At 51.0% G+C, this 23,534-nt stretch carries 20 protein-coding genes and 1 tRNA gene; 9 read left to right on the top strand and 12 right to left on the bottom strand.

From position 1 onward, the window contains the following. Positions 1-147: 147 nt before the first annotated feature. The 4 genes from rfbA to prmC form a co-directional block, all read right to left on the bottom strand. Positions 148-1,008: a glucose-1-phosphate thymidylyltransferase RfbA gene (gene rfbA, locus ABDW72_RS18040; RefSeq protein WP_347159999.1), complete on the bottom strand. Its 861-nt coding sequence runs from the start codon at positions 1,006-1,008 to the stop codon at positions 148-150. A gap of 99 nt (positions 1,009-1,107) precedes the next feature. Beyond that, positions 1,108-2,157, bottom strand: coding sequence for a dTDP-glucose 4,6-dehydratase (gene rfbB, locus ABDW72_RS18035; protein ID WP_347159998.1), 1,050 nt, complete (start codon positions 2,155-2,157; stop codon positions 1,108-1,110). A gap of 20 nt (positions 2,158-2,177) precedes the next feature. Next, positions 2,178-3,206: a UDP-glucose 4-epimerase GalE gene (gene galE / locus ABDW72_RS18030; protein WP_347159997.1), complete on the bottom strand. Its 1,029-nt coding sequence runs from the start codon at positions 3,204-3,206 to the stop codon at positions 2,178-2,180. A gap of 190 nt (positions 3,207-3,396) precedes the next feature. Next, complete coding sequence (prmC, locus tag ABDW72_RS18025; RefSeq protein ID WP_347159996.1) at positions 3,397-4,233, bottom strand: peptide chain release factor N(5)-glutamine methyltransferase; 837 nt, start codon at positions 4,231-4,233, stop codon at positions 3,397-3,399. Between the two features lie 240 nt (positions 4,234-4,473). On the opposite strand from prmC, the gene ribD reads away from it, so the two are divergent. Beyond that, complete coding sequence (gene ribD / locus ABDW72_RS18020; RefSeq protein WP_347159995.1) at positions 4,474-5,511, top strand: bifunctional diaminohydroxyphosphoribosylaminopyrimidine deaminase/5-amino-6-(5-phosphoribosylamino)uracil reductase RibD; 1,038 nt, start codon at positions 4,474-4,476, stop codon at positions 5,509-5,511. 119 nt (positions 5,512-5,630) lie between these two features. Further along, positions 5,631-6,113 carry a GAF domain-containing protein gene (locus ABDW72_RS18015; protein WP_347159994.1) on the top strand — a complete coding sequence of 161 codons (483 nt, stop codon included), beginning with the start codon at positions 5,631-5,633 and terminating at the stop codon, positions 6,111-6,113. A gap of 96 nt (positions 6,114-6,209) precedes the next feature. Here ABDW72_RS18015 and ABDW72_RS18010 read toward each other — a convergent pair whose 3' ends face one another. The 4 genes from ABDW72_RS18010 to ABDW72_RS17995 form a co-directional block, all read right to left on the bottom strand. Further along, positions 6,210-6,893 (bottom strand): phosphatidylserine decarboxylase family protein, encoded by a 684-nt coding sequence (locus ABDW72_RS18010; protein WP_347159993.1) that lies wholly within the window; start codon positions 6,891-6,893, stop codon positions 6,210-6,212. Positions 6,894-7,016: 123 nt separating this feature from the next. Further along, positions 7,017-8,291: a Glu/Leu/Phe/Val family dehydrogenase gene (locus ABDW72_RS18005; RefSeq protein WP_347160002.1), complete on the bottom strand. Its 1,275-nt coding sequence runs from the start codon at positions 8,289-8,291 to the stop codon at positions 7,017-7,019. A 92-nt stretch (positions 8,292-8,383) separates the two neighbouring features. Next, positions 8,384-9,211: a phosphatidate cytidylyltransferase gene (locus tag ABDW72_RS18000; RefSeq protein ID WP_347159992.1), complete on the bottom strand. Its 828-nt coding sequence runs from the start codon at positions 9,209-9,211 to the stop codon at positions 8,384-8,386. A 54-nt stretch (positions 9,212-9,265) separates the two neighbouring features. Then, positions 9,266-10,246: a CPBP family intramembrane glutamic endopeptidase gene (locus ABDW72_RS17995; RefSeq protein WP_347159991.1), complete on the bottom strand. Its 981-nt coding sequence runs from the start codon at positions 10,244-10,246 to the stop codon at positions 9,266-9,268. Between the two features lie 53 nt (positions 10,247-10,299). Between ABDW72_RS17995 and dusB the strand changes: the two genes are divergently transcribed. Next, positions 10,300-11,295 (top strand): tRNA dihydrouridine synthase DusB, encoded by a 996-nt coding sequence (gene dusB, locus ABDW72_RS17990; RefSeq protein ID WP_347159990.1) that lies wholly within the window; start codon positions 10,300-10,302, stop codon positions 11,293-11,295. A gap of 227 nt (positions 11,296-11,522) precedes the next feature. Next, complete coding sequence (locus tag ABDW72_RS17985) at positions 11,523-12,359, top strand: DMT family transporter (RefSeq protein WP_488168642.1); 837 nt, start codon at positions 11,523-11,525, stop codon at positions 12,357-12,359. 2 nt (positions 12,360-12,361) lie between these two features. Here the strand turns inward: ABDW72_RS17985 and ABDW72_RS17980 are convergent, their stop codons facing one another. Both ABDW72_RS17980 and ABDW72_RS17975 read right to left on the bottom strand, forming a co-directional pair. Next, positions 12,362-13,300: a GNAT family N-acetyltransferase gene (locus ABDW72_RS17980; RefSeq protein WP_347159989.1), complete on the bottom strand. Its 939-nt coding sequence runs from the start codon at positions 13,298-13,300 to the stop codon at positions 12,362-12,364. Positions 13,301-13,409: 109 nt separating this feature from the next. Then, positions 13,410-14,585 (bottom strand): ATP-binding protein, encoded by a 1,176-nt coding sequence (locus ABDW72_RS17975; protein WP_347159988.1) that lies wholly within the window; start codon positions 14,583-14,585, stop codon positions 13,410-13,412. A gap of 113 nt (positions 14,586-14,698) precedes the next feature. On the opposite strand from ABDW72_RS17975, the gene hemA reads away from it, so the two are divergent. Then, on the top strand, positions 14,699-15,970 hold the full coding sequence (gene hemA / locus ABDW72_RS17970) for a glutamyl-tRNA reductase (protein WP_347159987.1): 1,272 nt from the start codon (positions 14,699-14,701) through the stop codon (positions 15,968-15,970). Between the two features lie 275 nt (positions 15,971-16,245). On the opposite strand, the gene ABDW72_RS17965 is transcribed toward hemA, so the two are convergent. Beyond that, the gene (locus ABDW72_RS17965) at positions 16,246-16,554 is read right to left on the bottom strand and encodes an ArsR/SmtB family transcription factor (protein WP_076421268.1); all 309 of its coding nucleotides are present in this window, start codon (positions 16,552-16,554) and stop codon (positions 16,246-16,248) included. A 121-nt stretch (positions 16,555-16,675) separates the two neighbouring features. Here ABDW72_RS17965 and ABDW72_RS17960 point away from each other — a divergent pair, with 121 nt between their 5' ends. The 3 genes from ABDW72_RS17960 to ABDW72_RS17950 all read left to right on the top strand — a co-directional run bounded on the left by ABDW72_RS17960 (position 16,676) and on the right by ABDW72_RS17950 (position 20,217). Then, complete coding sequence (locus tag ABDW72_RS17960; protein ID WP_347159986.1) at positions 16,676-17,746, top strand: anhydro-N-acetylmuramic acid kinase; 1,071 nt, start codon at positions 16,676-16,678, stop codon at positions 17,744-17,746. 66 nt (positions 17,747-17,812) lie between these two features. After that, the gene (locus tag ABDW72_RS17955; protein ID WP_347159985.1) at positions 17,813-19,039 is read left to right on the top strand and encodes a Glu/Leu/Phe/Val dehydrogenase dimerization domain-containing protein; all 1,227 of its coding nucleotides are present in this window, start codon (positions 17,813-17,815) and stop codon (positions 19,037-19,039) included. 11 nt (positions 19,040-19,050) lie between these two features. Next, positions 19,051-20,217 (top strand): mechanosensitive ion channel family protein, encoded by a 1,167-nt coding sequence (locus ABDW72_RS17950; RefSeq protein WP_347159984.1) that lies wholly within the window; start codon positions 19,051-19,053, stop codon positions 20,215-20,217. Positions 20,218-20,605: 388 nt separating this feature from the next. On the opposite strand, the gene ABDW72_RS17945 is transcribed toward ABDW72_RS17950, so the two are convergent. Then, entirely contained in the window at positions 20,606-23,119 is a 2,514-nt protein-coding gene (locus ABDW72_RS17945) for an AsmA-like C-terminal region-containing protein (protein WP_347159983.1), read from the bottom strand. Between the two features lie 186 nt (positions 23,120-23,305). On the opposite strand from ABDW72_RS17945, the gene ABDW72_RS17940 reads away from it, so the two are divergent. Continuing rightward, positions 23,306-23,380 (top strand) — tRNA-Val (locus ABDW72_RS17940). The last annotated feature ends 154 nt before the right edge of the window (positions 23,381-23,534 follow it).

Here is a 23,534-nt window from a genome sequence, read left to right as displayed (position 1 = left end):
CTTACACTTTCTTGGAGCAGAACAGTAAATTCAAACCTGCCAGAATCAATGCCTAATTTCCGAGTTCACGTTAAAGTATAACTCATAAAAAAGGCTGCCCCCAAACGGAGCAGCCTCTTCTGTTATACTTACTTATACTTGCAGTTCTTATTTCAGAACACTTAGCAGGTACTCGCCATAGCCGCTTTTGCGCAGGGGCTCTGCTATGTGCTGTAGCTGCGCCGCATCAATAAAGCCCATGCGGTAGGCTACTTCTTCTATCGCACCGATTTTAAGGCCCTGGCGCTCCTCTATTACCTGCACAAAGGTAGCAGCCTGCATCAGCGACTGAATGGTGCCGGTGTCGAGCCAAGCGGTGCCGCGGTTCATGATGCCTACTTTCAGCCTTCCCTGACGCAAATATTCTTTGTTTACGTCGGTAATCTCGTACTCGCCGCGGGGGCTGGGCTGCAGGTTCTTGGCAATTTCTACTACGTCGTTGTCGTAGAAGTATAAGCCTGGCACTGCATAATGCGACTTGGGCTTTTCCGGTTTCTCTTCTATCGAGATAGCCTTGTTGTGCGCATCAAACTCTACCACGCCGTAGCGTTCCGGGTCCTGCACATGGTAGGCGTATACCACACCGCCATCGGGGTTGTTGTTGGCCTGCAGCAGCTTGCTCATACCAGAACCATAAAAGATGTTATCACCCAGTATAAGTGCCGCTTTATCGCTGCCAATAAACTCCTCGCCAATGACAAACGCCTGCGCTAGCCCGTTGGGCACTTCCTGCACCGCATAGCTAAAGTTGCAGCCAATCTGGCTGCCGTCGCCGAGCAGGCGCTCGAACAGCGGCAAATCATGCGGCGTAGAGATGATGAGAATGTCACGGATACCGGAGAGCATCAGCGTGGAAAGCGGATAATAGATCATCGGCTTGTCGTACACCGGCATCATTTGCTTGCTCACAGCCAGCGTCAGCGGGTGCAAACGAGTACCGGAGCCTCCGGCAAGTATAATTCCTTTCATATGTTGCTTGTTTAATTGCTAAATTGCTTAATTATTGAATGGCTGTTGATACTATAAGAACAATCACTCAACAATTAAGCAATTTAGCTATTGCCGCTTTTAGCGGCTCTCATACTGCTGCTCGTAATAGCTTTGGTAATTGCCGGAGGTCACGTTTTGCAGCCACTCGCTGTTTTGCAGATACCAGTCCACGGTTTTGCTCAGCCCCTGCTCAAAGGTCACAGACGGTTTCCAGCCTAGCTCGTTCATCAGCTTCGAAGAGTCGATGGCGTAACGGAGGTCGTGGCCGGCACGATCTTTTACAAACGTGATCAGTTTACGCGACGTGCCCTGCGGCCGGGCCAGCTTTTCGTCCATCTGGTCGCAGAGCAGCTCGATCAAATCCAGGTTTTTCCACTCGTTCACACCACCAATATTATAGGTCTCGCCTACTTTCCCTTCATGGAAGATCATGTCGATGGCACGGGCATGATCGATCACGTAGAGCCAGTCGCGCACGTTCTCGCCTTTGCCATACACCGGCACCGGGCGGTTATTTTTGATGTTATTGATGGCCAGCGGAATCAGCTTCTCAGGGAAGTGGTTCGGGCCATAGTTGTTGGAGCAGTTCGAGATTTTAACCGGCAGCCCGTACGTATGGTACCAGGCGCGCACAAAGTGATCGGAGCTGGCCTTGGATGCAGAGTACGGGGAACGCGGATCGTAAGCGGTCTCTTCGGTAAACAGGCCGTCCTCGCCGAGCGAGCCGTATACTTCGTCGGTGGAGATGTGGTAGAACAGATGGTCGGACAGGTTGGCGGCCCAGTGCTGACGCGCCGTGTGCAGCAGGTTTACTGTCCCGATGACGTTGGTTTGTACAAAAGCCAACGGGTCGGAGATAGAGCGGTCTACGTGGCTCTCTGCCGCCAGATGGATCACGGCATCAAAGTTATACTCCTTAAAAATGCCTTCCAGGTAAGCGGCATCTACAATGTCGCCTTTCAGAAACGTGTAGTTCTCCTTGTCCTCGATATCAGACAGGTTTGCCAGGTTGCCGGCATAAGTCAGTTTGTCGAGGTTGAAGATCTGGTAGTTCGGGTACTTGTTTACAAACAAACGCACCACATGCGACCCGATAAAACCGGCCCCGCCCGTAATTAAAATTTTCATTTTATAGTATAAGCTGTTCTCTACTTGCTTTGCTGCAACGACTGCTGCCAGTCCCAGGCGCTTTTCATAGCCTCCTCCAGCGTACTGGTGGTTTTAAAGCCAAGTTCCTGCGTTGCTTTGGTTACGTCGGCATAAATCTTTGGCACGTCGCCGGCACGGCGGGCGCCTATTTTATAGTTGAGCTTCTGGCCGCTCGCTTTTTCAAACGCATGCACCGCCTCCAGCACCGAAACACCCTGCCCGGTGCCCACATTAAAGAACTCCAAGTTCTCGCCTTTGCCCTGCAGCATGCGCGCCACCGCTACCACGTGCGCTTTGGCCAGGTCTACCACATGCACATAGTCGCGAATGTTGGTACCGTCCGGCGTATCGTAGTCGTTGCCAAAGATAGTTAATTCTTTGCGGATGCCGGCGGCTGTCTGAGTGATAAATGGCACCAGGTTGCTCGGAACGCCCAGCGGCAGTTCACCAATTTTGGCAGACGGATGTGCCCCGATCGGGTTAAAGTAGCGGAGTGCAATGCTCTTCATCGGGCTGCCGCTGTTGGCCAGGTCCGTCAGAATCTCCTCGCATACTTTTTTAGTGTTGCCGTAGGGTGAGTTTGCTTTCTGCACCGGTGTCTGTTCTGTTACCGGCAGCTTTTCGGGGATGCCGTACACCGTGCAGGAAGACGAGAACACCAGGTTGAGCACGTTAAACTCCAGCATTACCTGCAGCAGCGTCACCAACGAGCCCACATTGTTATGGTAATACTTCAGCGGCTGCTCCACCGACTCTCCTACCGCCTTGTAAGCAGCAAAGTGAATAACACCTGCAATGTTCTTTTCCTGTGCAAATACCTTCCGCAGTGCTTCCGCGTCGGTGCAGTCAATGCGGTGGCAAGGCACTTCGCGGCCAAGTATGGCGGCAATGCCCTGTAGTGCACTTTCCTGAGAATTTGAGAAATTGTCGATGATCACAGGCTCGTAGCCTGCCTCCACTAATTCAACTACGGTATGGGAGCCAATATAGCCTGCCCCGCCTGTAACCAGTATTTTTTTGTCTGCCACTATTTTGTTTCGTTAAGTATGATGGTACTACTTTCAGAGAGCGAAAGCTGCTTAGCTTCTTCCACTCCACTCTACAGCTTCCTCTTCTTTATAGGATAGATAAAACTGCAGCGTCTCTGTACGAGGCACAAAGTTAGGGGTTTGCACCGGATGCGCAACTGCCTTTTGTTCAATTACTTTCCGTTAAATGCTACCGGACAGCACGCACCATACGGTCTTTCCCGAACATGTCTTTAACGATTGTTGCTGCTGCAAAACCGGCCTGTAAGAGTAATGCGCACACCTCTTCCCCATACTGTTCGTTGATTTCGAAGTATAATTTTCCCTGATTCTTTAACAGCGACAGCGCGACCGTTGCTATTCTTCTGTAATATTTCAGGGCATCGGCATCGGGTACAAATAGTGCCAAATGGGGCTCGTAGGCCAGCACGTTCGGGCGCATCTGTTGCTTTTCGGTTTCCAGCACGTAAGGCGGATTGCTGGTCACAATGTCGAGCGAGCCAGCGGCTATACTTTGCAACGGCTCAAAGATGTCCTGCTGCAGCCACGTAACCGGCAAGTTATACTTCGTAGCATTTACCTGTGCCACCTGCAGCGCCTCCTCCGATACTTCCAAGCCATACACAATAGGGTGCTGTAAATTTGCCGCCAGCGCCAGCGGAATGCAGCCGCTGCCCGTGCAGATATCCAGCACCTGCAGCCCCGCCCGGCTCCGGTGCTCCCGCAGTACCAGGTCTACCAGTTCCTCCGTCTCTGGCCGCGGAATCAGTACCCGTTCGTCCACCAGCAGGTCTAGCCCGTAGAAGTGCGCCACCCCCAGCACATACTGCACCGGTTCCTGCCGCTGCAGCCGCGCTACTGCCTGCTCCAACTGCGCCTCCTGTTCCGATGTTACCGGCTCCTGCTGCCTTAAACTCAGCTGCACCCGCGATAGCTGTAGCACATGCTCGAGCAGCAGCTGGGCTATAGCGCCCGCTTCCGGCTCGGGGTAAGCTGCCGCGATGCGCTGGCGGATAGATTGCTGCATTTGCTGAATGAGGACCACGGCTATACTTCCTTTGTTGGATTTGGGTATCTTTGCAAAAGTAATGCTTTTGCGTTAGAGAGCTTTTAAGTTGTAAGTTTAGAAAATTAATGCGTTTAAAATTCGCAATGCCGGCTCCATTAGGCAATACCCTGATGAGACTCCGCAGAGAACGAGCATTTTACTCCTTTTTCAACCTACCACTTTATAACTCTTTAACGATTTAACTCTTTAACTCAACCCATGTCTGACGAGCTATACATGCGGCGGGCGCTGGAGCTGGCAAAGCTGGGCTCCGGCTATACCAGTCCTAACCCTATGGTTGGGTGCGTGGTGGTGCACAACGGGCGCATCATTGGGGAAGGATGGCACCAGGCATATGGCGGACCCCATGCGGAGGTAAATGCCGTTGCTGCCGTAGCGGATAAAAGCTTGTTGCCCCAAAGCCGCGTGTACGTAACGTTGGAGCCCTGCTCCCACTTTGGTAAAACGCCTCCCTGTGCCGATCTGCTCATTAGCCATGGTGTACAGGACGTGGTAATCTGTAACACCGACCCAAACCCGCTGGTGGCGGGTCGCGGCATTAAAAAGCTACTCGATACAGGTGCACAGGTAAAAGTTGGCGTGTTGGAAGAAGAAGGGCTGGTACTGAACAAGCGGTTTTTCACGTTCCAGCACCAGAAGCGGCCATTCATCCTGCTGAAATGGGCCGAAACGGCTGATGGCTATGTCGCCGGACCGGGTAGTGAGCCGGTGCAGATCAGCGGAAAGCTGGCGCAGCGCCTGGTTCATAAATTCCGTGCAGAAGAGCAGGCGATCATGGTGGGCACAAACACGGCACTGGCCGACAACCCACGCCTGAACACGCGCCTGTGGAGCGGCAAAAACCCGTTGCGCGTGGTGCTCGACACCCAACTGCGGCTGCCACAGCACCTCCACCTCTTCGACCAAAGCCAGCCGACAGTAGTTTATACTTATAAAAAGCAGGAAGAACGGGAGAACCTGTCTTTTGTGCAGCTGGACGAAAAAGCGCCGCTACTGCCGCAACTGCTTCAGGACCTGTACGGGCGCAACGTGCTATCCGTGCTGGTAGAGGGAGGCACCAGGTTGCTGGAGAGCCTACTGCAGGCCGGCCTCTGGGATGAAGCAATGCTGCTGAAAAGCAAGTATAAAACACTGGGCAGCGGCATCCAGGCGCCTGCTATGACGTATGGACAGCTGCTGGATACTCAAACTATCGGCACCGACCAGCTGTTCCACTATCGGAAGTTAGAGAGTTAAAGGGTTAGAAAGTTTGGGAGTTATAGTGGGGAGGCTTTCATATTTTATGAGCCCCATTTATACTTTAGAACGCTCCTTTTTATTCAGTTACTCAAAATTCAGTTATTCAAAATTAACCTATGGCCGAGTCTCTTATTGTAGACGTAAACCTCAGCAAAGAGGAAAAATATAAAGCCCTGCTGCCGCAGGTAGAAGCGCTGGTAACCGGCGAAACGGATCTGATCGCTAACCTGTCGAATATGATGGCGGCCCTGAAGCAAGGAATGGGCTTCTTTTGGGTGGGCGTATACTTTAACAAGGAGGGGCAGCTGGTACTTGGCCCATTTCAGGGGCCGGTCGCCTGCACGCGCATTCCGTACCACAAAGGTGTGTGCGGCGCCTGCTATACCCAGCAGCAAACCATTCTGGTGCCCGATGTGGATGCCTTCCCCGGCCATATTGCCTGTGCCAGCGAATCCAAGTCGGAGATTGTGGTGCCTGTTATCAAAAATGGCGAAGTAAAGCTGGTCCTCGACGTGGACAGTGACCGCCTCAACGACTTTGATGAAACAGACCAACAGTATCTGGAGCAACTGATGCAACTGGTAGAGCGCTGGTACTAGGTACACGACATTCATCGTATTGAATAAACAGGAAGGCCGCTTCAAGTATAAACTGCAGCGGCCTTTCTGTTTATTCAATATGAGCTACGCAATACCTTAACCGAACAAGGTAGGCGGTGGTGTTTTCAGCTGCGCAATTACGGTTTCGCCGCCTTTGGTTTTCTGGCCCAGTTGTACTTTAATGTCGGTGTCGAGCGGCACAAATACGTCTACACGGGAGCCAAACTTGATGAAGCCGAACTCCTCGCCCTGGCTTACTTCATCGCCTTCGTTCACATACCATACAATGCGGCGCGCCATCGCTCCGGCAATCTGGCGGAAGAGCACCTCCGGACCAGCCGTAGACTCCACCACCACCGTGGTACGTTCGTTCTGCGTGCTCGATTTCGGGTGCCAGGCCACAAAATAGTTACCCGGGTGATACTTGAAATACTTCACAAAGCCTGAGATCGGGTTACGCGTTACATGCACGTTGATTGGCGACATGAAGATGGAGATCTGCTTGCGCTTGTCTCTGAAATATTCCGGCTCCTCTACTTCCTCAATCACAACTACTTTTCCGTCGGCAGGAGCTACCAGCAGGTCTTCGTGCAGCAACAGGTTGCGGTACGGGCTCCGGAAAAATTGCAGAATGAGCAGGAACAGGATGGCAGAACCAGCTGAGAAAATTCTGTTAAAGGTGTCGTTCTCTGCATTGAAATTATAGAGCAATAAATTGAGCACTATAAGCGCAAGCAACGTAAAAAATAGAATCCTTCTTCCTTCTTTATGAATCTTCATCAGTCTTTATGATTTTGCGGCAGGTACTAGTATAACTTATAATAGCCCATCCAGTTACATAGATGGGCTATTATACAGCTTCAAAATTATATAAACTTTTGCTTATTCCCCGAAAAATATTGTTTAGAAGCCGCCACGGTACTTATAGGTCATGGCAACTTTATCGATTGCTACGATATAAGCAGCAATACGCATCGGCACATTATACTTCTTAGAAGCCGCATATACGCGCTCAAACGACTCTTTCATGATGCGTTCGGCACGTTCGTTCACGCGCTGCAGCGTCCATTTAAAGCCCATGCGGTTTTGCACCCACTCAAAGTAGGACACCGTTACCCCGCCGGAGTTGGCCAGGATGTCCGGCACCACCATAATGCCTTTTTCATTGATGATGTTATCGGCTTTGTACGAAGTCGGGCCGTTGGCTCCTTCCACGATCAGCTTGGCTTGTATCTTGTCTACGTTGTGGATGGTGATCACGTCTTCTACAGCCGCAGGCACTAGCACGTCTACTTTGGAGATTAACAACTCGTCTGCGTTCATCAGCTCAGCTCCCTGGAAACCCTCCAGGCGGCCATTGTTGTTGTTTTTATACGCGATGGCTTTCTCCATATCGATGCCATTGTCGTTCCAATAAGCGCCGCTTACATCGCTCACACCCAGGATCTTCACGCCACGCTCTGCCATAAGTTTGGCTGCCCAGGAGCCCACATTGCCGAAGCCCTGCACGACAGCCGTTGATTTAGCCGGGTCCATGCCCAATTTCTCCATTGCCGCCAGTGCCGATACCATTACGCCGCGGCCGGTAGCCTCAATACGGCCCAAAGAGCCGCCCAGCACCAGCGGTTTGCCGGTTACGACTGCATGTTCGGTAGAGCCTTTTGTTTTAGAATACTCGTCCATCAGCCAGGCCATTTCGCGCGGGCCAGTGCCCATATCCGGGGCCGGAATATCTTTATCCGGGCCAAAAATATCGATCAGGGATTGGGTATAGGCTCTTGTTAAACGCTCCATCTCGCCGGCCGACATGGCATACGGGTCGCAGATGATACCGCCTTTGGCACCGCCGTACGGGATATCTACCACCGCACACTTCCAGGTCATCCAGGCGGCTAATGCTTTTACCTCATCCAAAAATACATCCGGCGCATACCGGATACCGCCTTTAGATGGCCCCAGAATGGTGGAATGCACCACACGGTAGCCTTCAAACACACGCACTTTGCCGTCGTCCATGGTAACAGGCACGTTCACAATCACCTGACGGGTAGGCGATTTCAGAACATTGTATGTTTCCTCATCCAGACCCAGCACATCAGCCGCAATGTTAAAGCGCGACATCATCGACTCAAAAGGATTCTCCCTGTCCTTGATCGGTGCGGGCTCTTTGTATAGCATCATCTCTTAAATAGTATAAGTGAGTAATTAATCATTTTGCGCCGCAAAGGTGAGAATTATACCGGCAACCTCCTACGGGTGGCCCACAATTTTTAGAAGATTTTGAGGAAAGCCACGATAAACGGGATGGCCATGAGCAGGCTGTCAAAGCGGTCGAGGATGCCGCCGTGGCCCGGCAGCAAGGTACCAGAGTCTTTTACGCCCAGGCCGCGCTTGAGCATAGACTCCACAAGATCGCCGAGCACGCCGAAGATGGCAACCAGCAACGATACGCCGACCCATTGGTATAGCTCCAGGTCGCGGAAGAAGAACGACAGCACATAGCCTACCAGCACGGCCAGCAAGGTGCCGCCTGCCCAGCCCTCCCAGGTTTTGCCCGGCGAAATACGCGGAAACAGCTTGTGCTTGCCAAAATTTTTCCCGAAGATGTAAGCCCCTGTGTCGGAGGCCCAGATCAGCAGCATGAGGCCCAGAATAGGTTGCCAACTGTAAGCACCCTGCAGGTAACCCAGCAGGTGCAGCAGGCTAAAGGGACCAGCTACATAAATAACGCCCAGCAGCGTGAAGGCAATGTTCTGAAAAGGATCCGTTTGCTTGCGATACAACTCCAGCACAAACGCCATGAAGAATACCGGCAACGACAGGTACAACAGTTCCGGCGGCATAGCTCCTTTCCCGATCAGGAAGGCAGAAATAAAGAGCAGCGCCCCCAGTACCAGCCCTAGGCGGCGATTCGGCCGGATGCCCTGTGTGCGCACCAATGTATAAAACTCGGAAACGCCCAGCAGTGTAAGCCCCAGGAACAGCAGAAAATAGGTCCACTCGTTAAACCAGATACCGCCAACAAAAATGGCGGCACCTAAAATGCCAATGATCGTTCGTTGTTGAAAATTACTGAGGGTGGAAATTTTTTTGCTCATGTAACAGGTATGTGGGCCAGGCAGTGCTTAAAGATAGGAAGATATTTTAAGTGCCTAAAAATTCTCCTCCTCATCTATTGTACCTACCTCTACCTCGGCCATGCCTTCGGGGCGCACCGGCAAGGCCAGAAAGCGCTGATACAGGAAGTATAACACGGCCGCGCTCAGCACGATCGATAGCAGCACCGTGTACCAGGGCATGGGTTCGGTACTCTCCACATCAAAGCCTGTTAGTTGGTTGGTTTGCTGCAGGTATAGCAGGAACACGGTAAAGCCGTTGTTCACGAAGTGCGCCGCCATCGGCACAATAATACGGCCCGACCAGAAGTATAAATACCCAAACAACGCGCCCAGGATAGCACGCGGCACAAAGCCAAAGAACTGCACATGGATGGCCGCAAACACCAACGCCGCTACCCAAACCGCTACGTGCATATTCCCCGACCAGCGGTGCAGTTGCCGCTGCAACACCCCCCGGAAAATCAGCTCCTCGCCAATGGCAGGGATAACGGCAATTACCAGTAGCCCGATCAGTAGCTGTGGCAGCGTACTGAAATCGGCCAACAGCTTGGTCATTTCGGCGGCCTGGTTTTCCTCTGCCCTTGCCCAATCCTCAAAGCCTTTCAGTACGCCAGGGAAATGGATGCCTGCATTCCAATTGATAACGAGCGAATTGAATGGCATAATGAACACGATCAGCAAGCCGCTGAGTACTACCAGCGCCACTCCCGGCTGTTCTTTCCAGTTCAGGTAAGGGCCAAGGTTAAAGCCCATACTTACCAGCAGGAAAAGCGGTGCCACCACAAACATAAAGAAGGAGGTGATGCCCTGGTAAAACATGAGTGCCGCAGCAGCATTGGGCGTAGCCGTAGGGTTAGCGAGGGTATCTGCCAGCTGAAAAATGCTGACGCCGTAAAGCGGCTCACCAAGTATACTATAAAAGAAATAGGCGACAAAAGCGCCTGCTATCATATATGCCAGCAGCAGCAATAGCACCACAAATGGGTGTATGTCCTTCGAGATGAAACCTTTCATAGCGGGATTTAGGTTTAATTGACGTAAATTTACGCGAAAAAATAGATTATACGTTGGTTAAGATAGCGAACATAGAACTGGGTGCATTTCCGTTGCTGCTCGCACCCATGGAGGACGTAAGTGACCCGCCCTTCCGAAAGGTGTGCAAGGCAAATGGCGCCGATCTGATGTATACGGAGTTTATCTCGTCGGAGGGTTTGATTCGTGATGCCGCTAAAAGCATCCAGAAGCTGGATATATTTGATTATGAGCGCCCGATCGGCATCCAGATCTTTGGCTCTGACATTGACTCCATGCGCGAGGCGGCGATTGTTTCCTCAGAAGCGGGCCCGGACCTGATCGACATCAATTATGGTTGCCCGGTGAAGAATGTGGCCTGCAAAGGCGCCGGCGCAGCCCTGCTCCGCGACATCCCGAAGATGGTAAAAATGACCGAGGAGATCGTAAAGGCGACCCACCTGCCCGTAACTGTAAAAACACGCCTGGGCTGGGATGAGGACACCAAGTATATTGTGGAAACAGCCGAGCGCCTGCAGGATATCGGCATTAAAGCCCTGAGCATCCACGGCCGCACACGCGTGCAGATGTATAAGGGCGAGGCTGACTGGAGCCTGATCGCAGCCGTGAAGAACAACCCGCGCATGCAAATCCCCATCTTCGGCAACGGCGACATCGACTCGCCACAAAAGGCGCTGGAGTATAAAAACAAGTATGGCGTAGATGGCATCATGATTGGCCGCGCCAGCATCGGCTATCCGTGGATCTTTAATGAAATAAAGCACTATATGGCTACCGGCAAGCTGCTGGCAGGGCCAACACTGGAAGAGCGCGTGGCCGTATGCCGGCAGCATTTTACGCACTCACTGGAGTGGAAGGGCGATAAACTGGGCATTTTTGAGATGCGCCGCCACTATACCAACTACTTCCGTGGGCTGCCCCACTTTAAACCGCTGCGCATGCGCCTGGTGCAATCTGAAGACATCGGCGAGATTTACGATACGCTGGACGAGATTGCCCATACTATGAGCTATGCAGAGGTAGAAGGTTAGAAATTTAGATAATAAAAGTGTACTTTAAGTATGGGGAGGCTATCTGCCGCTATTCGGTGGATAGCCTTTGCCAAATAAAGCTTTAGCTTGCTTTCCTTTTCAACTTCTAATTTTAAACTTTAACTATCTAACTCCAAAACTCTCTAACTTTCTAACTTATCAAGACCGCTACTACTCCTGCACCGGCTAAAACTGCCAATACTATACTTCCCTGGGTCCTGATCATTGTGCTTACCCTTATCTGGGGCTCTTCTTTTATACTTATGAAGAAAGGGCTGGTGGTATTTTCGTCGGATGAGTTGGGGGCCTTGCGCATGGCCATTGCCTGTGTGGCCCTGTTGCCATTTGCCTTTAAGGGGCTGAAAACAGTAGAGCCCAGCCGGTGGAAGTTTTTGCTGGGCAGCGGCCTGTTGGGCAACTTTATACCGGCCTTTCTGTTTGCCTATGCCGAAACGCGCCTGGCCAGCGGACTGGCGGGCGTACTCAACTCGCTGACGGCGCTGTTTACGTTGCTGATCGGGGCGCTGCTTTTCAGGCAATCTATCACGTGGCTGCGCATGCTGGGCATTGTCATCGGCTTTGTAGGCACCGTCATCCTGATCTTCTCCGGCAACGGCAGCACCGACCTGGATAACAAGTATTTTGGTCTCTACATCGTCATTGCCACCATCTGCTACGGCATCAGCGTGAACATCATCAAGCACCGTTTACAGGGGATGCAACCCTTGTACGTATCGAGCCTGGCCATGCTTACGGTAGGCCCGCTGGCGATCGGCTACCTGTTCACCACTAGCTTTTGGTATAAGCTACAGCATGTGCCGGGTGCCTGGCAGGCGCTGGGATACATCGGCATTCTGGCTACCTTCGGCACGGCCATTGCCTTGATTCTGTTCAACAAGCTCATCCATAGTTCCACCACACTCTTTGCCAGTTCCACTACGTACCTCATCCCGATTGTGGCACTACTCTGGGGCTTGTTGGACGGTGAAACTATACAGCTATGGCACTACATCGGCATGGTGGTCATTCTGGCAGGAGTGTTTGTGGTGAACAGAGCGAAGTAAGGCTAAAGCGCTAGCTCATAAAAGTCCTGCACGATGGCGCGGGCGCCGTAGCTTTCTTTGTTTCGGAGAAGGCTGTGATGCAGACCACTGCTGCTCTTCGGGTCCATGGAGGCACCAAAGCTAAAGTATTTTTTCTGGCGGTATACCTCTGTCAGCAACCAGTCCAGCAGCACATCCAGCGCTGCTATCTCACGCCCATACGTTGTGGTGCCGATGTATTGGCAATGGGCCACGGTAGTTGTTTCGTAGATGATAATACCGGCCAGCATCGTTTCCTCAGCTGATGCGGTATACAACTTGATATGTGCCGGGAAAAGGCTGGCGAGCCAGGTCATCTCTTCCGCCGTATGCACCGGTGCGGCTTTATACTTCTCTAACAGCAACTCCTGCTCTAAGTGCATAAACAGGTTAAACTCATAAGACCGTTGCACGGCTAGTTGCCCTTCCTTCGCTTTTTTAACTTCCCATCGCCGCGTTCTGCTATACGGTAGCGGCTGCGCCAGCTCAACGGCAGCATACACATCGCGGCGGTACAGCCTGGCATCGTTATGGAAAAGCGCATACAGGTCTTCTTCTGCTGGTACCTGATGGTAAATATGCGGCACTGTTTTATACTTAAGTAGCAAAAAGCCCTGTTGCTGCAAGTATAATCGCATTGCCTCAAACACTTCTAGCATCACCTCCACTTTCATACTTGTGCCGGTGACGATACCACCATACGTCAGCCCGCCATGCGTGCACATCTCTCTGCCTGTTTCATTTGCCGGCAGCAACGCCACCAGCTTGCCTTTGCGGTAAAACAGCAGCGAATGGTCTGTGAAGCGCTCCACATGATACTCCATGTAGTTCCTGTAAAACAGGAAAGTACCGTTTTTCGACTCCTGCACGAACTTATCCCAGTTTTCTTTATCCCGGGCGCTATACCTGATCACATCTATCATACTACAGATAAAGGTTCTTTGATAAAGGGCGAAAACCTATTGGAGAAAAGGAAAAGGAGTAATCCTTCTCAACTCTTAACTTTCTAACTTCCAAACTTTCCAACTCTACCTACCTGTTCAGCACAATGCGGAAAGTGGTGCCTTTGCCAGGCTCCGACCATTTGACATACAGCTTGCCGTTATGGTAGTTATCAATAATGCGTTTGGCAAGCGCCAGCCCCAGCCCCCAGCCACGTTTTTTGGTGGTATAGCCCGGCAGGAAAACAGTGGCTAACTTGCTTTTGGGAATACCTTTGCCGGTGTCCGTAATGTCGAGGGTGATGTTGCTTTTGCCAAGCAGTTGTAGCTGCAGCGTGATACTTCCACGGCCTTCCATGGCATCTACTGCATTTTTGCAGATGTTCTCAATTACCCAGTCAAACAGCGGCACGTTTACTTTGGCGGTAATATCGGGCGCAAATGCGGAGGTAACGGTAAAAATAACTTTGCTGGAAATGCGGTTCTGCAAGTAGCTGATAGCATTTTCAGTTACCTGCAGAATGTCCTCGTCGCGGAGCGTCGGTACTGAACCGATGTTGGAAAAGCGTTCCGTGATTACCTCCAGTCGCCGGATGTCTTTCCCAAACTCCGCCAGGATAGGCTCGTTCTCAAACTTGGGGCTCGATTTTATATACTCGTACCAGGCCATCAGCGAGGAAAGCGGCGTGCCCAGTTGGTGAGCCGTTTCTTTGGCCAACCCTACCCATACGCGGTTCTGCTCGGCACGGCGCGAGTAGCTGAACGCAAAATAAGCCATCAAGGAAAAGCAGGCGATTACGATCAGCTGCACGTAAGGGTAAAAGCGTAATTGCGAAAGCAGGGCCGAATCTTTATAAAACACGTAGTTTACTGACCCTTCGGCCCAGGGCACTTCAATGGGCGCGTGCTGCGCTTTCATCTTTACTATTTCGTGCTGCAGCAGTTCATTAATCCGCTCTTTTGAAATGTTTTCGGGCAAATTGATGTTCTTGGAATCGAGGATATTCTCGTGCTCATCCGTCAGGATAACGGGCACCGTATGGTTGGATGAAAGGATTTCTTCCTCGATAAAAACGATGTTATCATCGCTGGGCGCGTTGATCATGTAGCGAAGTCCCTTGGCATAGAGCTGCACCAGTTCCTGCTCCCGCTCCGATAACTTGCCGACGAGTATGTTGGTATACGTGATGGTGGCGGCGCCTATAATAAGGGCAATGATAACAACAAGGAGCTTTATTCTGTTCTTCTGAGAATAGATGGGAATCATGCAGTGTACACGAAATTTATTTGAAATTAGTATAAATTAAACATTCCGGTCAAGTAAGTTTCATTTTAAAAAATTGAAGAGTAAATTTGCACCCTAGAATAACGAACGTTATTATGCTTCAGAACTTTAAAGCAATCAGCCTGTCGTACAAGAAAGCGCCGCTGGATATCAGGGAACTGATTGCCTTAGATGAAAATTCCTGCAGGCTTTTTCTACAGACCCTCAAAGGCTTTATTCAGGCTTCTGATATTCTGGTTCTTTCTACCTGCAACCGCACCGAAGTATACTACAACGCCGACACCGACTTTAGCGCCGACATTGTAAAGCTGCTTGGCATTACCAAAGGCATCTCCAACATAACCCAGTACCTTGATTTCTTCACCATCCTGAACGAACACGACGATGCCGTACAGCACCTGTTTGATGTGTCGATGGGGCTGGAGTCGCAGGTGGTAGGCGATATGCAGATCTCGAATCAGGTAAAGCAGGCTTACCAGTGGGCCGCCGACAACGAAACGGCCGGTCCTTTTCTGCACCGCCTGATGCACACGATCTTCTTCACCAACAAGCGCGTGGTGCAGGAAACCTCGTTCCGCGATGGAGCCGCCTCTACATCGTATGCTGCGATTGAGCTGATCGAGGAACTGACGGCCGACATTGCCAACCCTGCCATCCTGGTGGTGGGCTTAGGTGAGATTGGCGCTGATGTGTGCCGCAACCTCAAGGCCAACGGCTACCAAAACGTGAAGATCACAAACCGCACCACGGCAAAAGCCAAAGCGCTGGCTGAAGAGTGCGAGCTGGAGGTGCTTCCGTTCGAAGAGATGGTGCAGGGTATGAAAGAGGCCGATGTGATTATCTCTTCCGTTGCCCGCGAAACACCATTTTTTACCTATGAGATGGCCAAGCGCCTGGACGTGCTGTCTTTTAAGTTCTTCATCGACCTGTCGGTGCCCCGCAGCGTAGAGGCCGAAGTAGAAAGAATACCCGGCGTGCTGGTGTACAACATCGACACGATTCAGAACAAAGCTTCTGAAGCCTTGCAGCGCCGCATCAACTCCATCCCGAAAGTAAAAGAGATCATCACCGAGTCCATTGATCAGTTCAACGACTGGTCGAAAGAGATGATGGTGTCGCCGACCATACACAAGCTGAAGAATGCCCTGGAAGTGATCCGCCAGGAAGAGATGGCCCGCTATGTAAAAAAACTCGGCCCTAAAGAAACGAAGCTGATCGAAAGCATCACCAAATCGATGATGCAGAAGGTGATCAAACTGCCGGTGCTGCAGCTAAAGGCCGCCTGCAAGCGCGGCGAAGCTGAAACCCTGATCGACCTGCTCAACGATCTTTTCGACCTGGAAAATCACTCCGTAGACGCCGAATAAAAATTTATAACTTTTCCGATATAAGCTGGCCCTGTAGGTCAGCTTATTTTTTGTCCCGGCAGGTAGATTCTAGTCCGTAAAAACCTACTTGAAAAGAAGAATTTTGTCTTAAAAGCCAGTATAAAAACCTATCATTTATCTGGGTGAATGGCTTACTTTTCTTAGTTAAAATAAGCAGCCTAAGATCCCCGAAAGTGCTTTGAGAGCACAAAAACGGAAATCTTAGGCTGATTAAAGGTAACGTAAGACACTCGCCCTGCTACAGGGTCAGGCGCTTAAATGTCGATACAGCACTCCTCCAGGCAATCGATCACATCGATCAGTTTTGGGATCGCCAAAGAGTAGTAAATCTTGGTTCCTACCTTAAAAGAAGAGAGCACGCCCTTGTCTTTAAGGGTGATAAGGTGCTGCGAAGCGATAGCTTGGGGCAGGTCCAGGTACTTGTAAATCTCGGTTACCGTCATTTTATCCTCCTTTCCGAGCAAATCCACGATAGCTAGTCGCTTGGGGTGCGCCAATACCTTCAGCATGGCCGCCGCCTTATCTATTTTCTTTGATTCAATTCTTGATAATAAACTTTTCATAATGATAAAATTATACCTAACAGTTTCTACATACATTAACAATCCTATTCATAATAAGGTATATACGGTAGCTGCATTATTTGGCTGAATACAAGTCAGCGCAAACACTTAACTTCGTTGCATGGATACTTATCATGTTATTGGCCTTATGTCGGGTACCTCATTAGATGGTATAGACATAGCACTAAGTCGATTTACGTACGGAAGCAAAAATTGGATATATGACATACTACATACTACTACATTGGTATATTCAGATACCTGGATTGACTCGCTCCGTGGTGCCGAGACGATGTCGGCACGCCAATTAATTGCACTTGACCATGCTTATGGTACTTACCTAGGCCAACAGGTTCAGGCCTTTACGAAACAATTTGATATTCGGCCGGATTTTATTGCGTCGCATGGCCACACCGTCTTTCACCAGCCGGAGCAGCACGTTTCATTTCAGCTGGGCAACGGTGCTTACATAGCGGCTCATGCGCAGCTGCCCGTTGTCTGCGACTTCCGCACACTGGACGTAGCTTTAGGAGGCCAGGGAGCACCGCTGGTCCCCATTGGCGATGCACTGCTATTCCAGGCGTATGATTTCTGCATCAACCTGGGAGGCATTTCCAACATGTCCTATACACAAAACGGGCAGCGTCTGGCTTTTGATATAAGCGCTTGCAACATGCTGCTCAACCACCTGGCTAATAGTATAGGCCAGCCTTACGATGCCGATGGCTGTCTTGCCCGCTCCGGCCAGCTACTGCCAGACCTGCTGGCCCAGCTGAATGCGCCGACATACTTCCGGCAGCTCCCACCTAAGTCGCTGGGTAAAGAATGGGTGCTGGCGCATAGCCTGCAAAGTATAGAAGCACACCCGGGTTCTGTGGCCGACAAGCTGCATACCGTTTGCCACCACATTGCGCAGCAGCTACAACAGGCATTGCCCACACTGCATCCGCAGCAGCACCAGGTGTTGCTAACTGGTGGGGGCGCCTTTAATTTATACTTAGTAGAACTGATCCAACAGTACCTGGGCGATGCATTTCGCGTGGAGGTGCCAGAGCCGGAGGTTGTCAGTTTTAAGGAGGCGCTGATCTTTGCTTTTCTGGGTGTGTTGCGCTGGCGGGGCGAGCACAATTGCCTCCGTTCAGTAACGGGTGCTATACACGACAATTGCGGCGGGGCCATTTACCTGCCCTAGGGCTATAGGGCTGCCCACTCTGAGCTATTTTCGTACCTTTGCCCTATTAGCAACAAACCGCAACCCATGAAAGAATTACTTGAAAAGTTTGAGAATAAACGTCCTGAGATTGTCTTTGAATGGAAAGATGCTGAAACAGAGGCGGAAGGCTGGGTCGTGATCAACTCGCTCCGCGGTGGGGCAGCTGGTGGTGGCACCCGCATGCGCAAAGGTCTCGACAAGCGGGAGGTAGAGTCGCTGGCGAAAACAATGGAGGTAAAGTTTACCATATCAGGTCCTGCCATTGGCGGCGCAAAATCAGGTATCAACTTCGACCCGGCTGACCCGCGCAAGCGCGGCGTGCTGGAGCGCTGGTATAAGGTGGTAACGCCCCTGCTAAAAAGCTACTACGGCACCGGTGGCGACCTGAACGTGGACGAAATACATGAAGTGATCGATATTACTGAAGACTATGGCCTGTGGCACCCGCAGGAAGGTATCGTAAACGGCCACTTTAACGCCACCGAACCGCAGAAGATCAACAAGATCGGGCAACTGCGCCAGGGCGTTATCAAAGTGATAGAAGACCCGCACTTCACCCCGTCTACCAGCCGCAAGTATACGATTGCCGACATGATCACGGGCTATGGCGTTGCTGAGGCTGTATGGCACTACTACCAGCTCTGGGGCGGCACGTTCGAAGGCAAGCAGGCCATCATACAGGGCTGGGGCAATGTAGGTGCTTCTGCGGCTTATTACCTGGCCTCCAAGGGCGCTAAAATAATCGGCATCATCGACCGTGACGGTGGGCTGCTGAACGCTAACGGCTATACTTTCGAAGAAATAACCGAACTATTTCTCAACCGGCAGGGCAATGCGCTTCACCCCGTAGGGCTGTTGCCTTTTGAAGAAGTGAACGCCCGCATCTGGTCGATGGGAGCCGAGGTGTTTATCCCTGCTGCCGCATCCAGGTTGGTATCGCGTGCGCAGTTAGAGCAGATGATTGCCAGCGGACTGGAAGTGATCTCCTCAGGCGCCAACGTACCTTTCCAGGACCCGGAGATCTTCTTCGGCTCCACCGGAGAGTTTGCTGACCGCAATGTATCGGTTATACCTGACTTTATCGCTAACTGCGGCATGGCCCGCGTATTTGCATACCTAATGGAGAACGAGGTAGAAGTGACAGACGAAGCGATCTTCTCCGACATTTCTCATACCATCAAAAAAGCGCTGGAGAAAACGTATGCGCAACACACGCAGCGCACAGAAATAGCCAAAACTTCTTTTGAAATAGCCCTTAGCCAGCTTTTATAACCTCCCTGTCTATGCTCTGGAGAGATATTCTACAGTATGAATTTCTGGGCAATACCGTAACCAACTACCTGTGGTTTGCAGGCATTCTGTTGGCTGGCTTTCTGTTTAAAACAATATTGTCGCGGCTGCTGTCAGGACTGATGTTCCGGCTGGTCAAGCGCTTTTCGCAGGAGGGCAACCTACCTTCTTTCCGGCGCCTGCTGCTCCAGCCGCTGGAGGTGCTGCTCTTCTTAGTGTTTCTATACTTCGCCTTCAAAGCGCTCGATTATCCGCTGGACCCGACAGAAGCTATCCGAAAGCACGAGCCTTTCCTCAAGACTTTCACGTTCCGTACCTACCAGATCTTTGTACTGGTGTCGCTTACGTGGGTAGTGCTGCGCTTTATTGATTTTACAGGGCTCATTTTCAGCCACCGCGCTGAGAAAACTGCCTCGAAACTGGATGATCAGCTGGTCCCCTTTTTCAAGGACTTCTCTAAAGTACTCATCGTAATCTTTTCGTTTCTGGTGATGCTGGGTACTGTGTTTGGCGTTAACGTGGCGGGGCTGGTGGCAGGCCTGGGCGTAGGTGGCCTGGCGATTGCCTTTGCCGCGAAAGAAAGTATAGAGAACCTGCTGGCTTCCTTTACCATCTTTCTCGATCAGCCGTTTGTAGTGGGCGACCTGGTGCAGGTAGCCGATATCATGGGATCTGTGGAGAAGATCGGCTTCCGGAGTACGCGCATTCGAACGCTGGAGAAAAGCTTCGTGACGCTGCCCAACAAGTTCATGATCGATAAGGCGCTCGACAACCTGTCTTTGCGCACGTTCCGGCGCGCTAGCTTCAACATCAACCTCACGTATGATACCACCTCGCTGCAGATGCGTGCTATCGTGCGTGAGCTACAGGAATACATCGACAAGCACCCGCGCACGAATCAGGATGGCCGTATCCGCTTTTCCGCACTGGGGCCATACTCCAAAGATATCATGGTGCTCTACTTTGTGGCTACTATGGATTGGAACGAGTACATTGATGTGAAGGAAGAGATCAACTATAAAATCGTGGATATTGTGGCCCGCCACGGCGCTGAGTTTGCTTTTCCGAGCCAGACATTATACGTGCAGCCGCCGCAAGCCCCTGAGGCACCAAAGCCGGCATGGCAAACCCCTACTTTTCCAGACACCGACATCAGGTAAGCACAATAAAAAAGCCGGAGAAGCTCCGGCTTTTTTTCACCCTTATATTTTCAGATTTATTCAAACTACTCTGCCAGCTTAAGACATGTGCTGTAACACAGCAATATAACCTTAGCAAGAACTTCGTTCAACAGTAAACCTTAATCCCTTATTACCGCATTCTCATGAAGATATTGCAGTTTTGATATCTTAAACGGCCAAGGCTTATGAGAGTTATCACAGTTGTATCATTTTTCCGATACAGGGTATAAATTACTATGTGAACATCACCATATAAACAGTCAACAGAATATATAACTTTTACGATAGTATAACTTATGCACCTGTAAGCGCAACAGAAGGCTGCCGTGTTACTGCCGGGGAAGAATTAAGAGCAAGGGCTTGCCTGTTAAAAATCGAAGTACTCGCCTTGCTGCGGCTCCACTTCCTTTTCTTTTGGTTTAGGTCTTTTTCCCCGTAACAAATCTTTCAATTCCTGCCCCTCCTGCTTCAGGTCTGTTTTTATTTTCTGCCGCACCCGCTGGTTATCATAGGCGATCTTAAAGTTGTTCTCCTTGCCTTTGAGCGTCAGAAAAAGGGAGCTGTTGCCGGCATTCATGTCCTCGGCCACCACACCATAAACGGCATCTTTATCAGGTCTGCTTTTGCTGAACAGGGGGAGCTTGATCTTATAATCCATGTCCTGGTCGAACGTATGGGTGCCGGAGATAGATACTACCGGTGCGGCCGACAGGTTAGAGCGAATGTCCATCTCCGGGATATAGATGGTGCGTTGCTGTATCCAGAAGCTGTTATGCAGCTCCGCAAAATGCATGTTCGCTAACTCGTTCCGCTTCACGAACACCGACATCTTCTGCATAGGTGCAAAGTTCAGCAGTTGCCCATTACGTACAGTAGCCACGATCTCGGCTTGTAAAAGGTCTGTTTTCGGGTTTAGCTGGCTGTCTAAGTATACATCCGATACAATGTCGGCGGTGAGCTGGCCGCGCAGGTGGCGGTCTTCAATAAAGTTCTGGTGGAAGTTCTCAAATACATAAAACAGGCTATCTACGCTCATGTTGTTGAGCTTGGTAGTGGTGCTCACCTTGATGTGATTGCGGGTGCGGGCATCCAGCGAACCCCGCACGGCAAAGTTACCGCCAACAGCATTAAACGATATGTTAGGCGAGGTAATGACCTGGTTGCGCAGCTTGACCTCTCCTTGCAGGTTCTTTCCCATGAAACGCCGGAACCGCACCCGGTTAATGCTGGCACTCAGGTCAAAGGCAATGTGCGGCGACACGGCAAAACGGTAATCAGAGCCACTGCCTTTGCGGGCATCCTGGGGGGTATTGAGCTCTTCGCGCAGCAGCTGATCAAAGTTCAGGTAGTGGCTGCTGAAATCGGCTTCCACCAGCAGGCGCTGCCCGTCGAGCAGCAGCCAGGCCATCATGTTCCGGAACATCCCGTTGATGGCAAAGTCCGACTCCCCCAGCTTGCCTTTAAAGTCCGACACGGCCACATCGTTACGCTTAAACATCAGGTTACCGTTGAGATTGGAAACAGGCAGCGGCAGTTCCTTTAGCGCCAGCGATACGTTGTGCAGCGTAATATCACCGGTAGTGCTCACGGTGGCATTGCCGGGCCGTGCTTTGAACTCGTTCAGGTTGCCCGAGAAAGCGATCCGCACATCTGCCAGACCGCTGCCACTGCGCACCTCCTCCAACTTGGCCAGCCCCAGCACACAGCCCACATCCAGCATACCCTGCACATCAAAGGCAATGGAGGGATTGTTGAAGTTACTATACTTGAGGTTACCGGAAAACTTACGGCCGTTCAGTACGCCGCTTAAATTCTTAAGCTCTAAAGAAGAAGTAGCAGCACTGTGGGCGCTGCCATTGGTAAAGCTGCCCGCCAAGTTTATCTTGTTCACGCGCTGCTTCACATCCGGATGATAAAAAGAAGCATTGTGCGCCCCAAAGCTAACGGAAATCTGTGGATTTTCTTTAGCGGATACGTTGCCCTTCACGCTCCCTTTAAAGTAAATATCGCCCTCGCTGCGGTACTGGTGCAACTCCCGCGTCTGGTGCTGCGGCAGCAGGGAGAGCAGCGACTGTATGCTGGTATTTTTACCGGTAAAGTTCAGGTCCAGCGAGGTGGTACCGTGGTAGTTTATACTTCCGCCCACCTCGTATGCAGCGCCCTCTACCTGCACCACCGATGGCTGCAACTGGATGGTATGGGCCTGCCGGTTTATCGTAAGTGCCGACGCAAGGGTCACATGCTTGTCTTTGAAATACTCGTTAGGCCCGATCTGGATTGTATGAATCGTGGTATTGCCGCTAGCTACTACCTCTATACTTTCGGGCGTAATGCCCAGGCTAGCCTGCAATGCATGCGCGTCCACTTCATAGCTCTGTTTGAGTTGCTGATCGATGTAATGCAGCGCCACCTGCTTCAGGTGTATCTTTTCCAGGTCAAAGGCGAAATCAGAGGCTTCGGTATCAGTTGTATCGTCAGCTATGATCAGGTAATTCACCTTACCGTCTGGCAGCACCTTCACGTATACTTCGCCCTGCTCCATAAACAGCTGCTTTACAGTATACCTGCCACGCAGCAGGTCCAGCAGGCTGAAGGTAAAGTATAGCTTATTTGCCCGTGCCAGCGACTCTTCACTTTCAGGTAGCCCCTCGTGCACATTTACCTCGTCCAGCGATACAGCGACGTTCGGAAACTTCTCAAACAGCGACAGGGAGATCTGCTTTACATCTACCTTGGTTTTGATGTGCTTATTCGCTTCTGTTACAAAAAGCGCAATGATCTTGTCCTGGTATACAGATACCAACCCTGCGGCAATGCCAAGTACAACGACCGGCACAGCAATGGCATAAAATAGCACTTTTTTAACAACTCTTTTCCTCACTGATCGAAAGTTCAGATTCTAAGCACCTTACAGAACATAAAGGTACAGTCATAATAACAGGTGTACAAGGGGTAAGAGCGGCTTGAAAAATATTTAACAAATTTTCCTAAAATGTTTTGCGGTTAAAAAAATATGCCCCATATTTGCATCATCAAACGACGACAAAAGGTCTCGAAGATAAAAATTGGGGTGTTAGCTCAGCTGGTTCAGAGCACCTGCCTTACAAGCAGGGGGTCACTGGTTCGAATCCAGTACGCCCCACAGAAGGACAACTGCAAAGTTGTCCTTTTTTTATGTGCATACTTTTCAAGAACCTCTTTCTACAGCCTTTTTATTGTGCTATACTACTGCCTACAGCACCCGTTCTAGTTTACAAACGCAGTGGCTCGGATGCTAGTATATGGCACCGCCTCGG

Source organism: Pontibacter chitinilyticus (assembly GCF_039748935.1).
Lineage (GTDB): Bacteria > Bacteroidota > Bacteroidia > Cytophagales > Hymenobacteraceae > Pontibacter > Pontibacter chitinilyticus.
Note: the sequence above shows the minus strand (reverse complement) of the source record. Positions and strands in the feature narration are given on the sequence as shown.

Excerpts from the sequence above, each read along its gene's own strand:
- rfbA (WP_347159999.1), bottom strand. The coding sequence starts at position 1,008 with ATGAAAGGAATTATACTTGCCGGAGGCTCCGGTACTCGTTTGCACCCG.
- rfbB (WP_347159998.1), bottom strand. The coding sequence starts at position 2,157 with ATGAAAATTTTAATTACGGGCGGGGCCGGTTTTATCGGGTCGCATGTG.
- prmC (WP_347159996.1), bottom strand. The coding sequence starts at position 4,233 with ATGCAGCAATCTATCCGCCAGCGCATCGCGGCAGCTTACCCCGAGCCG.
- ribD (WP_347159995.1), top strand. The coding sequence starts at position 4,474 with ATGTCTGACGAGCTATACATGCGGCGGGCGCTGGAGCTGGCAAAGCTG.
- ABDW72_RS18015 (WP_347159994.1), top strand. The coding sequence starts at position 5,631 with ATGGCCGAGTCTCTTATTGTAGACGTAAACCTCAGCAAAGAGGAAAAA.
- ABDW72_RS18010 (WP_347159993.1), bottom strand. The coding sequence starts at position 6,893 with ATGAAGATTCATAAAGAAGGAAGAAGGATTCTATTTTTTACGTTGCTT.
- ABDW72_RS18005 (WP_347160002.1), bottom strand. The coding sequence starts at position 8,291 with ATGCTATACAAAGAGCCCGCACCGATCAAGGACAGGGAGAATCCTTTT.
- ABDW72_RS18000 (WP_347159992.1), bottom strand. The coding sequence starts at position 9,211 with ATGAGCAAAAAAATTTCCACCCTCAGTAATTTTCAACAACGAACGATC.
- ABDW72_RS17995 (WP_347159991.1), bottom strand. The coding sequence starts at position 10,246 with ATGAAAGGTTTCATCTCGAAGGACATACACCCATTTGTGGTGCTATTG.
- ABDW72_RS17980 (WP_347159989.1), bottom strand. The coding sequence starts at position 13,300 with ATGATAGATGTGATCAGGTATAGCGCCCGGGATAAAGAAAACTGGGAT.
- ABDW72_RS17975 (WP_347159988.1), bottom strand. The coding sequence starts at position 14,585 with ATGATTCCCATCTATTCTCAGAAGAACAGAATAAAGCTCCTTGTTGTT.
- hemA (WP_347159987.1), top strand. The coding sequence starts at position 14,699 with ATGCTTCAGAACTTTAAAGCAATCAGCCTGTCGTACAAGAAAGCGCCG.
- ABDW72_RS17965 (WP_076421268.1), bottom strand. The coding sequence starts at position 16,554 with ATGAAAAGTTTATTATCAAGAATTGAATCAAAGAAAATAGATAAGGCG.
- ABDW72_RS17960 (WP_347159986.1), top strand. The coding sequence starts at position 16,676 with ATGGATACTTATCATGTTATTGGCCTTATGTCGGGTACCTCATTAGAT.
- ABDW72_RS17955 (WP_347159985.1), top strand. The coding sequence starts at position 17,813 with ATGAAAGAATTACTTGAAAAGTTTGAGAATAAACGTCCTGAGATTGTC.
- ABDW72_RS17950 (WP_347159984.1), top strand. The coding sequence starts at position 19,051 with ATGCTCTGGAGAGATATTCTACAGTATGAATTTCTGGGCAATACCGTA.